The organism is Streptococcus sp. 1453 (assembly GCF_013276955.1).
GTDB lineage: Bacteria > Bacillota > Bacilli > Lactobacillales > Streptococcaceae > Streptococcus.
The window spans coordinates 1-13,741 of the sequence record NZ_VMLZ01000016.1 but is presented as its reverse complement, the minus strand read 5'-3'; the positions used below and the strand labels follow the sequence as shown (position 1 = coordinate 13,741).

General features: G+C 39.7%; 12 protein-coding genes, 1 tRNA gene, 1 other RNA gene and 5 pseudogenes. 2 read left to right on the top strand and 17 right to left on the bottom strand.

The annotated features are described in order from the left end of the window. Positions 1-34 precede the first annotated feature (34 nt). The 16 genes and pseudogenes from HW098_RS09075 to HW098_RS09000 form a co-directional block, all read right to left on the bottom strand. Positions 35-439: pseudogene (locus HW098_RS09075) on the bottom strand (flagellar assembly protein H domain protein); the annotation flags it as partial. A gap of 7 nt (positions 440-446) precedes the next feature. Then, on the bottom strand, positions 447-1,433 hold the full coding sequence (locus tag HW098_RS09070) for an Rpn family recombination-promoting nuclease/putative transposase (RefSeq protein ID WP_176139892.1): 987 nt from the start codon (positions 1,431-1,433) through the stop codon (positions 447-449). Positions 1,434-1,613: 180 nt separating this feature from the next. After that, positions 1,614-1,881, bottom strand: a pseudogene (locus tag HW098_RS09065) (IS110 family transposase); the annotation flags it as partial. A 21-nt stretch (positions 1,882-1,902) separates the two neighbouring features. After that, on the bottom strand, positions 1,903-2,901 hold the full coding sequence (locus tag HW098_RS09060; RefSeq protein ID WP_176139890.1) for an Abi family protein: 999 nt from the start codon (positions 2,899-2,901) through the stop codon (positions 1,903-1,905). 173 nt (positions 2,902-3,074) lie between these two features. After that, positions 3,075-3,899: pseudogene (locus HW098_RS09055) on the bottom strand (Rpn family recombination-promoting nuclease/putative transposase). Positions 3,900-4,016: 117 nt separating this feature from the next. After that, positions 4,017-4,985: a ribose-phosphate diphosphokinase gene (locus HW098_RS09050; protein WP_176139889.1), complete on the bottom strand. Its 969-nt coding sequence runs from the start codon at positions 4,983-4,985 to the stop codon at positions 4,017-4,019. Positions 4,986-5,129: 144 nt separating this feature from the next. Beyond that, on the bottom strand, positions 5,130-5,945 hold the full coding sequence (locus tag HW098_RS09045) for a PrsW family glutamic-type intramembrane protease (RefSeq protein ID WP_176139888.1): 816 nt from the start codon (positions 5,943-5,945) through the stop codon (positions 5,130-5,132). 24 nt (positions 5,946-5,969) lie between these two features. Beyond that, positions 5,970-6,467, bottom strand: a complete 498-nt coding sequence (locus tag HW098_RS09040; protein ID WP_004237611.1) for a carbonic anhydrase — start codon at positions 6,465-6,467, stop codon at positions 5,970-5,972. Between the two features lie 72 nt (positions 6,468-6,539). Continuing rightward, positions 6,540-7,904 carry a DNA repair protein RadA gene (radA, locus tag HW098_RS09035; RefSeq protein ID WP_176139894.1) on the bottom strand — a complete coding sequence of 455 codons (1,365 nt, stop codon included), beginning with the start codon at positions 7,902-7,904 and terminating at the stop codon, positions 6,540-6,542. 10 nt (positions 7,905-7,914) lie between these two features. Next, positions 7,915-8,481 (bottom strand): histidine phosphatase family protein, encoded by a 567-nt coding sequence (locus HW098_RS09030; RefSeq protein ID WP_176139887.1) that lies wholly within the window; start codon positions 8,479-8,481, stop codon positions 7,915-7,917. Further along, positions 8,432-8,875 (bottom strand): dUTP diphosphatase, encoded by a 444-nt coding sequence (locus tag HW098_RS09025; RefSeq protein ID WP_176139895.1) that lies wholly within the window; start codon positions 8,873-8,875, stop codon positions 8,432-8,434. The genes HW098_RS09030 and HW098_RS09025 overlap by 50 nt, the downstream gene beginning before the upstream one ends. A gap of 56 nt (positions 8,876-8,931) precedes the next feature. After that, positions 8,932-9,029, bottom strand: an RNA gene (gene ffs / locus HW098_RS09020) — signal recognition particle sRNA small type. Positions 9,030-9,061: 32 nt separating this feature from the next. Further along, positions 9,062-9,529 (bottom strand): tRNA adenosine(34) deaminase TadA, encoded by a 468-nt coding sequence (tadA, locus tag HW098_RS09015; protein WP_173253439.1) that lies wholly within the window; start codon positions 9,527-9,529, stop codon positions 9,062-9,064. A 199-nt stretch (positions 9,530-9,728) separates the two neighbouring features. After that, a complete protein-coding gene (locus HW098_RS09010; RefSeq protein WP_001832534.1) occupies positions 9,729-11,015 on the bottom strand; it encodes an adenylosuccinate synthase in 1,287 nt (428 codons plus the stop codon). A gap of 230 nt (positions 11,016-11,245) precedes the next feature. After that, positions 11,246-11,482, bottom strand: a complete 237-nt coding sequence (gene comW, locus HW098_RS09005) for a sigma(X)-activator ComW (protein ID WP_173213476.1) — start codon at positions 11,480-11,482, stop codon at positions 11,246-11,248. A 536-nt stretch (positions 11,483-12,018) separates the two neighbouring features. Then, positions 12,019-12,912, bottom strand: a complete 894-nt coding sequence (locus HW098_RS09000) for a helix-turn-helix domain-containing protein (protein ID WP_176139886.1) — start codon at positions 12,910-12,912, stop codon at positions 12,019-12,021. Between the two features lie 111 nt (positions 12,913-13,023). Between HW098_RS09000 and HW098_RS08995 the strand changes: the two are divergent. Both HW098_RS08995 and HW098_RS08990 read left to right on the top strand, forming a co-directional pair. Beyond that, positions 13,024-13,216: pseudogene (locus tag HW098_RS08995) on the top strand (transposase); the annotation flags it as partial. A 127-nt stretch (positions 13,217-13,343) separates the two neighbouring features. After that, positions 13,344-13,553, top strand: a pseudogene (locus HW098_RS08990) (transposase family protein); the annotation flags it as partial. Between the two features lie 86 nt (positions 13,554-13,639). Here HW098_RS08990 and HW098_RS08985 read toward each other — a convergent pair. Continuing rightward, a tRNA-Asn gene (locus tag HW098_RS08985) sits at positions 13,640-13,713 on the bottom strand. Between the last annotated feature and the right edge of the window lie 28 nt (positions 13,714-13,741).

Sequence of the window (13,741 nt, the reverse complement as noted above, 5' to 3'; positions counted from 1 at the left end):
TTTTAATTCCAAGAATGCCATTATTGTGACGTTCTTACAATAGTGCCTCAAACTCCGCTACTGACATACCCAATTGTTCACTCGCGAATTCGGAAGTTAAAACATGTTGGCGTACTAAATCTAGAAAGGTAAAGATTTTCCCACGCTCCAGTCCCTGTTCAACGCCTTCTGCTCGTCCTTGTTCAAGACCTCGCTCTAAACCTTTTTCGATTCCTTCCGCCCTAGCTGTTTCCAAGGCATAGTCATGGGCCAATAATGCTTGTTCTTCTCGCATACGTAGTTGACTAAACATTTTCCTGTCCTCCTCAGACCAGCTCTTGTAGTCCAGCAGTTGGTCTGCTTGGCTGATGGCTCGCTCGGGGTGCTGGGTAAAGGGTTTGTTCCCAAAAAACTCCAACCATGGTTTACGAACCTCGTCTTTGCTGGTTTCTCTGTATTTTTAGGTCTTATTTATGATGGTCTTTCAATAGCTCCTCAAACTCATCGACAGTCATGCCCAGCTGTTGACTGGCAACTTCAGAAGTCAAAAGACCTTGGAGAACGAGATTTACTAGACCTACTTTTAATCCCTCTTCAATGCCTTCCGCTCGTCCTCGTTCGAGTCCTTGTTCAATCCCCTCAGCTCGACCACGCTCAAGACCTTGCTCTAAACCTTTTTCGATTCCTTGTTCAACCCCCTCCGCTCTAGCTGTTTCCAAGGCATAATCATGTGCTAACAAGGCTTGTTCTTCGCGCATACGTAATTGACTAAACATTTTCCTGTCCTCCTCGGACCAGCTCTTGTAGTCCAGCAGTTGGTCTGCTTGGCTGATAGCTCGCTCAGGTTCTTGGGTAAAGGGTTTATTCCCGAAAAACTCCAACCACGGCTTGCGAACCTCGTCTTTGCTGGTTTCTCTATATTTTTTTAGTTCCAAGAAAGCCATCTTAACCAGATGGTTTTTTTGTCCATTGTTTGTGATGGTTAAGACCTCACCTGTCGTGTCCTCTCGCATACTGAAACTGTGGAAAGCTTGATCATCTGAGAAGTAATTACTATCTACAATAGCGATAGCGTATACTGGTGCGATGTGTTTGTAGCTTTGGTGAGTATCTCTTTCACGTTGACGAATTTTTTCTAGGTTTTGATTGACCTGACTGCACAAGTAAGCCCACAGGCGATTGATGAAAAAATTCTGATGATGTACCTGTATTTCGATAATAACTTGAGTTCCATTATCTAACTCCGCTAAAACATCTATACTGGTATAGAAATCCTGCGCCGAGTAGGGCATGGAAGGCAAGACGTGAATATTGCTACCCTCCAAAATGGTTACATTTTTTGCTGGCAAGTCCAGCATATCGCGAATAAACTGACAAGTAATTTCTGGATTGCTAAAAATCTTCTTAGCAACCAAGTCATTGGTCGGGCTGATGCCCGGATGACGTAATGTCATACTTTCTCTCCTTTCATTATAGCACATTTTTAAATCTAGGTTTACTAGATTTGATGCTTCTATCTATTTATTCGGAAAAGAGACGAAAAAAAATAAAAGTTATTAAAACTATTGTTTATCCTTAATTTTATCTGTACTAAAAGAGGGTTTGACACCTAATTTTTAAAATTAAAACACCCTGAATCCAGATACGGTTTGAATCAGCTTAACTTGTTCTTGATATTCTTGTTCGAGTTTCCGAATCATGGTTTCTAAGTCTTCTTTGCAGATGGCAAGAACATCATAGTGCTCCTTGATGATTCTGATTTTCTCACCTTGTTCAGCTATTACATCGTCCGCTATAGCGATTCCCAAATCTCGCATCTTATCCTTCATTCATCTTGGTAATCAACTTCTTAATGTTTGGTTTCTCATCTGGATTCTCAAAGATTCTCTGAATAATAACTTGAGTAAAAAATCATTCCTTAGTTCAACCGATCCACAATATATCTTTCCAATTGCTTGGCAAACCAATCTTACTAGATAATATGATATTTGACTTTTCCATCAACTGTTCCTCTAAAGTCGTCAAAAAATCGTTCCAATCTTGAACAAAAGAATGTGAATGATGTTGTATAAGATTTTTCATAGCTAAAAGATAAGCAAATAAATCGTTATTATGCGTCTTTTTCTTTTTAGTCTCTGCATTCTTGTTTATTTGACGCAAATCAGCTGAAAAGAAACTTGGACTTGCTATTGTAAAATTTTGACCATATAGTCTTAAATGATGTGCTGTCCTATTTCTCATATGCCATGTAGCTGAAACCCAGCCAAATAATTTACTCTGGATTTCTTCTCCATGAATTTTAGAATTTACCATACCAGTTGATAAAAATGTAGTATCTATCCAATACTCCCGGTACTCTTTTTTCAGTGCACTTATAAAACGAGTTGTTTCCCCAAAAGTCATCTCTTGAAAAAGAACCCAAATTGGGAATTTAGAACCTTTATTTTTGATATGATGCTGTATTGAAAGACTTTGATTCTCTGATAAATGTTTTTCTATAATTGAAATAAATTCGTTATATAATTCAGAGTTTTCATAAATAGTTTCATCCAAGTAACACTCACCTTTTTGATATTTTCCATTATATTGCTGGCAAAGCGATTCAATAAAAGTTGATTTTATAAACTGCTCTAATCTACCAGAAAATATAAACAGAAACTGTGACAACCAGTTATTAAATTCATACAATGAAATCGCTGCTTGAAATTTTCCTTTATGAAGATTATCTGGAACCTGTTTAATAAAAGCAGAAAACGAATAGTAATTATGGCAACGTAAAAAATTTTTGGAATCTAGTTCCTCTTCAGGTGACATATCTAGCTTATCTGAAAGATAACTTACCAAATCTTCAAGAGGTAAAAATGCTTTCATTTCTCTCTTTAAATCTCTTGACAAAGAAATACTATTATCAGTTGTGTACATCATTAACCTTCTAAATTTATAAAAAAATGACTCCAGTTGCTATGAAACAGGGAGCAAAAGGAGTGCTTGTATCTAAATACTATACTATTCTATAAAAAAAGTCAAGTCAACTTGATATTTTTTCAATTTGTGTCTAATTGTTCACTCGTAAATTCGGAAGGCAAAGCATGTTGTCATACTAAATCAATAAAGGCAAAGATTTATCCTTCAACTTTCCCGCGCTCTAGTCCTTGTTCGATACCTTCCACCCTAGCAGTTTCCAAGGCATAGTCCTGTGCTAACAAGGCCTGTTCTTCTCGCATACGTAGTTGGCTAAACATCTTCCTGTCCTCCTCGGACCAGCTCTGATAGTCCAGCAGTTGGTCTGCTTGGCTGATGGCTCGCTCGGGTTGCTGAGTAAAGGGTTTATTCCCAAAAAACTCCAACCAGGGCTTGCGAACCTCGTCTTTGCTGGTTTCTCTATATTTTTTTAATTCCAAGAATGCCATCTTGACTAGATGGTTTTCTTGTCCATTGTTTGTGATGGTTAAGACCTCACCTGTCGTGTCCTCTCGCATACTGAAACTGTGGAAAGCCAAATCATCTGAGAAGTAATTGCTATCCACAATAGCAATGGCATAGACTGGTGCGATATGTTTGTAGCTCTGGTGGGTATCACCTTCACGTTGGAGAATTTTTTCAAGATTTTGATTGACCTGACTGCACAGATAAGCCCACAGACGATTGATGAAAAAATTCTGATGATGAACTTGAATCTCAATGATAACCTGTGTCCCATTGTCCAACTCAGCCAAAACATCTATACTTGTATAGAAGTCCTGCGCCGAGTACGGAATGGAAGGCAAGACATGAATATTGCTCCCCTCCAAAATGGTTACATTTTTTGCTGGTAAATCCAGCATATCGCGAATAAATTGACAAGTGATTTCTGGATTGCTAAAGATTTTCTTAGCAACCAAATCGTTAGTCGGGCTGATGCCCGGATGTCTTAGAATCATCCTTTTCCTCCTTTTATTATACCACAGTTTTAAATCTAGGTTTACTAGATTCACTGCTACTATCTATTTATTCGGAAAAAAGACGAAAAAACCTGAGAATTATCTCAGGCTTGGTCATTAAATTTTTTTCTCAATACCGAAAAGTGGAGAAAGTGGTCGTTTTTCATGAATACGTACGATAGCATCCCCTAGGAGATGAGCGATTGAAATCTGCTCAATCTTATCAATCAAACGCTCTTCTGGCAGATAGATGGTATCCAAAACAACCAATTTCTTGATAGCTGAATTTTGGATATTGTCCATAGCCGGACCAGAAAGAACTGGGTGCGTACAGCTCGCATAGACTTCAACAGCACCAGCTTCTGCAAGGGCATCTGCCGCGTGACAAATCGTTCCAGCTGTATCAATCATATCATCAATCAAGATACAAGTCTTGCCTTCGACCTTACCGATGATGTTCATGACTTCACTAGTATTCATCTTATCAACACTACGACGTTTGTCAATGATAGCAATAGATGTTTTCAAAAATTCTGCCAACTTACGAGCACGAGTTACCCCTCCATGGTCTGGGCTGACAACCACATAGTCCGAACCAACCATACCGCGACGCTCAAAATAATCCGCAATCAGAGGAGCACCCATCAAATGATCCACAGGAATATCAAAGAATCCTTGAATCTGCGCAGCATGCAAGTCGATTGTCAACAAACGATCCACTCCAGCTACTTCAAGCATATTTGCAACAAGTTTTGAAGTGATTGGCTCACGCGCTCTCGCCTTTCTATCCTGACGTGCATACCCATAGTAAGGCATGACAACATTGATAGATTCTGCACTCGCACGCTTCAAAGCATCTACCATAATCAAAATTTCAAGCAGATTGTCATTTACGGGCGAGCTAGTTGATTGTAGGATAAAGACGTGTTTCCCACGGATTGATTCTTCGATGTTGACCTGAATCTCTCCATCTGAAAATTGGCGAACACTTGATTTCCCCAACTCTATCCCAATCTCCTGCGCCACACGTTCTGCCAATTCTTTATTAGAAGAAAGGGCAAACAGCTTTAAATCAGAAAAAGACATGATTTCCTCCGGTATATATGTATCGCTTGTGCTTTTCACAAGATTTTCCATCTACCATTGTAGCGCTTTTTACACTATTTTTCAATCAAAAATAAAAGAAGGGCACCATATTTGTACCCTTGCATCATTCTTTTGAAAAACATTCTAGTTCATCAACTCATTGTGCTTCTCAACAAAGCAATAAGCCTGATAAAAACCATAAAGAGTAATAGCCGTAACCACTGGAATCGCTAAAGGCAACTCTGTCTCCAACTCCACAAAAGGAGAGTTAAACAAGAAATGAGTTCCCAAGGCTAAACCTAGGAAAAGAAACCCCTGTTTCTTGCCAACCTTCTGCCCTTTATAGGCTCTGTAAAGCAAGTAAACACCTACTACAGCCAGACCTGAAAAAGTCCAGTGAGAGGCAATTCCTGAGATGATACGCTCTAAAATCCTCGAAATAGTAAAGTCAAAGCCCTCTGGCAAATCTGTACGAATATAGCTAATATCCTCAATCATTTGGAATCCCAAACCAGAAGCAATCCCTAGTAAGAACAAAGATTTTAATTTTCGCACAGGAATCAAAGCCAAAACAAAAATAAGTGGCAGTAATTTCAGCGGTTCTTCTACCAAAGGAGCCACAATAGCACTTTCAAAAGCATTTAAAAATGCACTATCTGGGAAAAGAACACCCAGTAAATCATGGATATAGGTATTCGCAAAGCTAGACAACCAACCTGAAAGGAACATCCCACCCAATAAAGACAAAATCAAGGCGTTCTTTGGCAATTCCCATTTTTTCCCAATACGGAAAAGGAAATAAAGAGCCGGAATCATGTAAAAGAGAGCTAGAAAGATAGAAACTCCCATTAGTCCATATTCCGCACCTGACATCGAACCATCAGTATAGTAGATGGTTTCATACTGTACACCAATACAGAGCAATAAAATAAAAATAAATAAAATACTGTTTTTCTTCATACACTTTCTTTCTAAATAAAGTATTTACAATTCTACAACTGTCATACTTCCTGTATCTACATCGTAAATGGCACCAGAGATAATGACATCGTCTGGTATTAGGGGAGATTCGATAAGCAGTTGCATATCCTCTCGCACACTCTCCTCTATATCTTGGAAGGGCAAAAAGTCCTGATCTGACACATCGACACCTAGTTCCTCTTTCAGATACTCCTGAAAAGGACCATTTTCAAAAGTCTGGGCACCACAGTCTGTATGGTGCAGCACCACAATCTCTCTTGTCCCCATTTGTTGTTGGGAAATAACTAGCGAACGAATCATGTCCTCGGTCACTCGACCACCTGCATTCCGCAAGATATGAGCATCCCCAAGTGCCAAGCCCAGAGCTTGCGCAACGTGCAGACGTGAGTCCATACAGGTCACAATGGCTACTCTTGTTTTAGGTTTAAGTGGCAGATTTAACTGCCCATGTAGGGCAACATAAGCCTGATTGGCTTGCATAAACTGTTCAAAATACGACACGATTCCCTCCTTGAAAATTTGATAATCAAATATTTCTCCTATCTTATCATTTTTAAGAGGATTTGTCACGGATTATGCAAAGACCTTTTTCAAAACCTCCTGAATCGTTGTCACACCAATGACCTGAATTTCCTTGGGCGGAGTGATTCCTGTCAAGGAATTCTTAGGTACATAAATCTTAGTAAAGCCCAGTTTAGCAGCTTCGTTGATACGTTGCTCGATACGATTCACGCGTCGAATCTCACCCGTCAAACCAAGTTCTCCTACAAAACATTCCTGAGGATTAGTTGGCTTGTCCTTGTAGCTCGAAGCAATGGCAACTGCAACGGCCAAGTCAATGGCAGGTTCATCCAATTTGACACCGCCAGCAGATTTGAGATAGGCGTCCTGATTTTGCAAGAGAAGACCTGCACGCTTTTCCAAAACAGCCATAATCAGACTCGCACGATTAAAATCAAGTCCTGTCGTCGTACGCTTGGCATTTCCAAACATGGTCGGTGTCACCAAGGCCTGCACTTCTGCAAGAATAGGACGCGTCCCTTCCATGGTCACAACAATTGACGAACCAGTCGCCCCGTCCAAACGCTCCTCTAGGAAAACTTGACTCGGATTGAGTACCTCAACCAGACCACCCGACTGCATCTCAAAAATCCCAATCTCATTAGTGGAACCAAAACGGTTTTTGACCGCTCTTAGGATACGAAAAGTATGGTGACGCTCCCCTTCAAAGTACAGCACTGTATCCACCATATGCTCCAACATACGAGGACCAGCCAAGATTCCTTCCTTGGTCACATGCCCTACGATAAAGATAGCAATGTTATTAGTTTTGGCCAGCTGCATCAGTTCAGCGGTCACCTCACGCACTTGAGAAACAGACCCCTGCACCCCTGAAATCTCAGGAGACATAATCGTCTGGATGGAGTCGATGATGAGAAAATCTGGTTGGATGCGCTCCACCTCAGCTCGAACGCTCTGCATATTGGTCTCTGCATAGAGATAAAGCTCGCTATCAATATCACCCAAGCGCTCTGCTCGTAGCTTAATCTGCTGGGCAGACTCCTCCCCGCTGACGTAGAGAACCGTACCCACTTGAGACAGCTGGGTTGAGACTTGTAGGAGAAGAGTCGATTTCCCGATTCCAGGATCCCCACCGATTAGGACGAGACTTCCTGGTACCACTCCACCTCCAAGTACACGGTTGAATTCCTCCATGTCCGTCTTGGTTCGATTAACGTTGATAGAAGTCACCTCAGCCAGTTTCATGGGCTTGGTTTTCTCACCTGTCAAGGACACACGCGCATTCTTGACCTCGGTAACCCCAACCTCTTCTACAAAAGAAGACCAAGACCCACAGTTAGGACAACGTCCCAGATATTTAGGGGAATTATACCCACAATTTTGACATACAAATGTCGCTTTTTTCTTTGCGATGATAAACCTCTTTCTATATCTCTAACTCACACTCAATCACTTGGCAAAAATCAATCTTCTCATTTGGCACAAACTGGCGCATGAGCATTCCGTGAGCAACAACTACCACAGTCTGGTGTTCTCGATACTTAGACATACATTCTAGAAAACGAGACTTCATTTCCGTAGCTGTCTCATATTGAATAGGACTATTAGGAAGTAACTCCCCCTTATTTTCTAGAAACATAGTACGAGCTTTTTCAAAATTATCTGTGCCACTTTCATAAACCTGCCATTCATGTAATAAAGGCTCCACTCTTAAAGGAAGTCCCGTAGCACAGGCCACATAAGAAGCCGTTTCTAAAGCTCTTGTGACTGCAGAAGATATGATTATTTCAGCTGAAAGGAGTAAAGGATTGGTGCTCAGTTCCTGAGCTTGCTGCCGTCCCTTCTCAGATAAGGGCGCCAAATCTATCCCAAATCCCGTATAAGAACGCTCCTCTAACTCACGATAATCTGGCTCCCCGTGACGTACAAAGATAATCTTCATTCTAGTGCCCAGTCGATCCAAATCCACCAGTCCGCACGCCGTCAGCTGCATCTCCATCTGCAATTAAGAAAGGAGCAAAGACAGCCTGGACAACACGTTCTCCAACTTCAAGAACAACCTCTTGGTCTGTGATATTCTTCATCTGAGCAAAAATATGACCTTCATTCCCGGGATTTCCATAATAATCCCCATCAATAACGCCAACTGAGTTAATTAAAACCAAACCCTTCTTACGAGGGTTTGAAGAACGATCATAGAGGTATAGAACCTCAGTCGGTTTCATATAAGCCTTAACCCCAGTCGGAACTAATACAATCTCTCCTGGAGCTATAACTGTGCGCACAGCAACCTTTAAGTCGTAACCAGCCGCATGCGCTGTCTCACGCTTGGGCAATAAATTTTCATCTGTAAAGCTAGAAACCAATTCAAAACCACGAATTTTCATCATCTTCTCTTTTCTATTTTCATTTATTCTAGATTATTCTATCTTATTTATTCGGAAAAAGCACGAAAAAAAGAGCACACAATTCAAATCGCTTAGGGCTGCTGGATTCCTCCCCTGACCCGCTTCACGCAGAACTGTTGCTCCACTATTTATTATATCACATTCCTATTCATTTTAAAAGAAAAATTATTTTTTCCGTCTATTTCTAAAAAAGTCCTGCATAATAGCTGCGCATTCATCTTCCAAAATTCCCGTTTCAACCTCCACACGATGATTGAGACGCTCATCTGTCAAGATATCGTACAAACTCCCAGCAGCGCCAAATTTCTGGTTTTTAGCCCCGTAGACCACGTTTGGAATGCGGGCGAGTCCAATCGCCCCACTACACATGACACACGGCTCAATGGTCACAAAAAGCGTGCAATCAAGCAAGCGCCAGCTCTCCTCACTCAGATTCGCATTCTCTATAGCCATAATCTCCGCGTGCATAACCGCTCGTTGCAACTCCTCACGCGCATTATGCCCGCGACCAATGATTTCGCCATCTTTCACAATCACACAACCAATTGGAATTTCATCGTGTTCAAGAGCAATCTCAGCCTCTTTCAATGCCTCTCTCATGAAGACTTCTTTTTCTTCAACTGTATAATTCATCCGTTTCTCTTTTCCTGCTTATCGATTTTATTATTATATCATGAATCCCAAGACAAAAAAAGCCACCGAATGCGGTGACTTTATAGGGAGATTATTATGAAAAAGAAAAGTTTAGGATATTTGTTACAACAAGTTAGGAGGTCTTCTTGTAACTGTCTATAGTATACCCGACCTATCTTAAACAAATCTTAAAAATCTCTTAGGACCAAACACTTTCTAAAATATTTGTTTGTTCACGACCAGGACCTACTGAGAAAGTAGAAATACGAACGCCAACCAATTCACTCACACGACGAACATAGTTACGCGCATTCTCAGGAAGATCTTCCAAATTACGAACTCCAGTAATATCTTCTGACCAACCTGGCAACTCTTCATAGATAGGCTTGCAACGTTTCAATTGCTCAAGACTAGCTGGATAGTAGTCAATACGTTGACCATCAAGATCATAGGCCACACAGATCTTCACTGTATCTAAACCACTCAAAACATCGATAGAGTTTAATGAAAGGTTAGTAATACCAGAAACACGACGACTATGACGCATCACAACTGAGTCAAACCAACCCACACGACGTGGACGACCAGTTGTTGTACCATATTCATGACCCACTTCACGGATACGTTCTCCCACTTCATCAAACAATTCAGTTGGGAAAGGACCATCTCCTACACGACTGGTATAGGCTTTACATACACCTACAACCTTGTCAATCTTACTTGGACCAACACCAGAACCAATGGTCACACCACCAGCCACAGGGTTTGATGACGTAACAAATGGATAAGTACCTTGGTCAATATCTAGCATAACACCTTGTGCACCTTCAAAAAGCACACGTTTACCGTTATCAAGCGCATCGTTCAAAATGACAGATGTGTCTGTCACATATTTCTTGATTTGTTGACCATATTCGTAATATTCTTCAAAAATATCATCAAAAGCAATCGCTTTACTGTCATACAATTTTTCAAAAAGACGATTCTTTTCAGCAAGGTTACGTTCTAAACGCTCACGGAAAATATCTTTATCTAAAAGATCTGCAATACGAATCCCAACACGAGCAGCCTTGTCCATATAAGCTGGACCAATTCCCTTGATTGTAGTCCCAATCTTATTGTCGCCCTTAGCTTCTTCTTGCAAGCGATCCAACTCGATATGATAAGGCAAAATGACATGCGCGCGATCAGAAATACGCAAGTTATCAGTTGTCACACCCTCCTCATGAAGATAGCTCAACTCTTTTACAAGAGATTTAGGATTTACAACCATACCATTCCCAATAACAGAGATTTTTTCAGGGAAGAAAATTCCAGATGGAATCAAGTGCAACTTAAATTTCTTACCATCGATCACAATCGTGTGACCTGCATTATCACCACCTTGGTAACGTGCAATCACTTCTGCATTCGCTGAAAGGAAATCTGTAATCTTCCCTTTACCTTCATCACCCCATTGGGTACCTACAACAACAACTGAAGTCATAATCTTGTCTGAGCCCTCAAGCTCTTCCTTTCTCACATACATGGCAGGAATCTCACCCGCAATTATATCTTACAATTTATTATAAGAAAAAATCGCCTTTTTATCAAGAAGAAACAATAGAAAGATTTGCTATTTCCAACTATTAAAAAATGTTTTAGAAAAAATTCCGGCTATTTATCATTATTTTTCCACAAAAAGTTAAATTTGTTCGGAAATTAACTCATATTGTCTCAACAAGCAACAAAACCTTGTTTCATTATCAATTTTTCAAGATACAAACGATAAGCAACACGATAATGGTAAACGATAAAATCCCTACGACACCCAATGCCATATCTAACTAAATAATAAATCAAAAATTTAAAATGAAAATGTTCCCAGTCAAAATTATCACCAAATACAGTACCATACTCTTCTTCAATATTTCTATAAAAATCTGCCATCTGCTCATAAATACTTTTTAGCATAAATATATACTCCTTTTCTTTTTTATAAACTTATTCTAACAAAAAATTTTAAACAGTTATTAACAATTCCTGAATTGTTAAAATACCAATCTCAACAAGATAAAAAATAGGAAAAATTGACAGAATAAGAACAAATTTACTACCTAAATTAGACTATTATAGACCTTATTAACTGCGTTAAATACTAAAAGAGACTGAAGAAAAAAATCTTAAAATAAGAAAAACGCATAGTATCAAATTTTTCAAAATATCTTTAAAACATTTCTCAAAGATAACGAGAAAATTGTCAATTCCCAAACTAACTTCCACTGCTAATCCAAGCGGAAGTTAGTTTGATAAAAATCATAAAAACCAGTGGAAATCCGTGTCAGGGTAACTTCCACTGGTTTTACTCATGCTTGATTTTATTGCTTTTGTAGCCAAAATGAATCGAAAAAAAGAGCGCACAAAATCCCCTCATCTGAAAGCGTTTCAGATTAAGTTCCTCTATGGTGGAAGTTAGTGTGAGACGTTTGAATGCGGTTAAAGATTAGTTTTTAGATCTTATGTTGAAGTAATTTAGACGACTGGCAGACGTCTTCTGCAGGTATTTTAGAAATGCCGAGAAGTTTAGGAATTTCTTCTCCATAGGTAAAGGCAAAGAGTTCATAGGCTGACTTTCCATTCAAAGCGGCACGTTTGACACTGTTGACATGCGAACAAACGAGATTGATGTCCTCTTGAGTTAAGTTGTCAAAAGAAGTTCCTTTAGGTAGAATGTCGCGAATCAGCGTATGATTTTTCTCGATTCTGCCTTTCTGGTCAGAGCGATTAGGGTCACAAAAGAAGAGTTTACTCTCTCCTCGCACATCCATTTCGATATCATCAATCCTGGCAAACTCTCCACCATTATCGGTAAGAATGACAGGAAAGAGTTGGAAGAAATCTTTGTCAGCTTGGTGAAGAGTGATCTTGATTTTATAAAGGTGTTTGGTAACCTCAAGGGCAGTTTTATTATCCAGAAGTCTAGCGAAGATAAAGTTACAGAAAGACAGGTTGAAGGTGAGTAGGACTTTACCTCCCATTCTGCCCATAACGGTGTCCATTTCCCAGAAGGTCTTGGAATTGAGGGGAGTTCCTTCACGAGCTTCGACAAGAGTTTGTTCGTATTGTTTTTGAGCTTGTTTAGCGAGGTAGAAAATTTTTTTAAATCCACAATTTTGTCTTCTTTTAGGGCAGCCGTTACAGACAAAGGGAGCTTTGTCGAGTAGAGGGCAAGGAAGGTTATGGCATGTAGACTCTCGTACTTGTCTGTTTCGTTTGACTTCTTTGGAAACAGTAGTAGGATCTTTTAGAATCAGTTGGCCAATAGCTTTGAAGGTTTCACCGCGCTCTAAGCTCAGTTGGATATCGTTACGGTCTGAAAGGGTAAGATGTTTATGTTTTGTCATAGTGTACCTCATTTCTAACTCAAACGTCTCACACTTAATTCCACCATAAAAATCCGTTTTAGACTAATTTCCACTCCAGTTAGGCAAGTGGAAGTTACTTTGAGAAGTTAGCATAACAAGAAAATTGTCAATATCCTTAAACTAGCCTATTCTAACGCCAAACTAGAAGTCACTAATAATCCCATCAAACTTATCAAGCGCAACGACTTTGGTTTTCGGAACTTTGAAAACTTCAAAAAACGGATTTTCATCGCTCTAAACATCAAAAAAAGAAAGGACGAAATTTGTCCTTTCTCGAGATTAGCTTTTCTGGCTCTATAATATTTGTAGTGGGTAAATCCCCTATGGATATTATGGAGCCTATTTTAGGGTAGAAAAAAATTCCATTTATCACAAAATTACTAGAGCTTACAGACCCTAATTTCTAAATTATGGATATCATCAATAGGGATACACATAAGAAAATCATCGCTAAACTGGACTACGACGCCCCATCTTTCCCTGATTGCAGAAGTTAAATGAAGAAATATGACTTTCAAAAACCTTCTAAAATTCCTTACCTTGAAACTACTGGTATGCCTACTATAATTCTCCTTAGAAAACGTCGTTTCAAGTGCCATCATTGCTATAAAATGATGGTACAAGAAAAATATTCCGCTTCATTAGGTGCGAGATAGATTATTAATTATATAACAAAAAAGAGGTCAAAACCTCTTTTAATTAACTACTCCGCCAGTAGGACTCGAACCTACGACATCATGATTAACAGTCATGCGCTACTACCAACTGAGCTATGGCGGAATAAAGTTAAGCGACTTCCATATCTCAC

Bases quoted from the DNA above. Each gene is read 5' to 3' on its own strand.
- comW (WP_173213476.1), bottom strand. From the start codon at position 11,482: ATGCTAAAAAGTATTTATGAGCAGATGGCAGATTTTTATAGAAATATT.
- HW098_RS09070 (WP_176139892.1), bottom strand. From the start codon at position 1,433: ATGACATTACGTCATCCGGGCATCAGCCCGACCAATGACTTGGTTGCT.
- HW098_RS09060 (WP_176139890.1), bottom strand. From the start codon at position 2,901: ATGTACACAACTGATAATAGTATTTCTTTGTCAAGAGATTTAAAGAGA.
- HW098_RS09000 (WP_176139886.1), bottom strand. From the start codon at position 12,912: ATGACAAAACATAAACATCTTACCCTTTCAGACCGTAACGATATCCAA.
- HW098_RS09025 (WP_176139895.1), bottom strand. From the start codon at position 8,875: ATGAAAATTCGTGGTTTTGAATTGGTTTCTAGCTTTACAGATGAAAAT.
- tadA (WP_173253439.1), bottom strand. From the start codon at position 9,529: ATGAATTATACAGTTGAAGAAAAAGAAGTCTTCATGAGAGAGGCATTG.
- HW098_RS09050 (WP_176139889.1), bottom strand. From the start codon at position 4,985: ATGTCTTTTTCTGATTTAAAGCTGTTTGCCCTTTCTTCTAATAAAGAA.
- HW098_RS09045 (WP_176139888.1), bottom strand. From the start codon at position 5,945: ATGAAGAAAAACAGTATTTTATTTATTTTTATTTTATTGCTCTGTATT.
- HW098_RS09010 (WP_001832534.1), bottom strand. From the start codon at position 11,015: ATGACTTCAGTTGTTGTTGTAGGTACCCAATGGGGTGATGAAGGTAAA.
- HW098_RS09030 (WP_176139887.1), bottom strand. From the start codon at position 8,481: ATGCAGCTGACGGCGTGCGGACTGGTGGATTTGGATCGACTGGGCACT.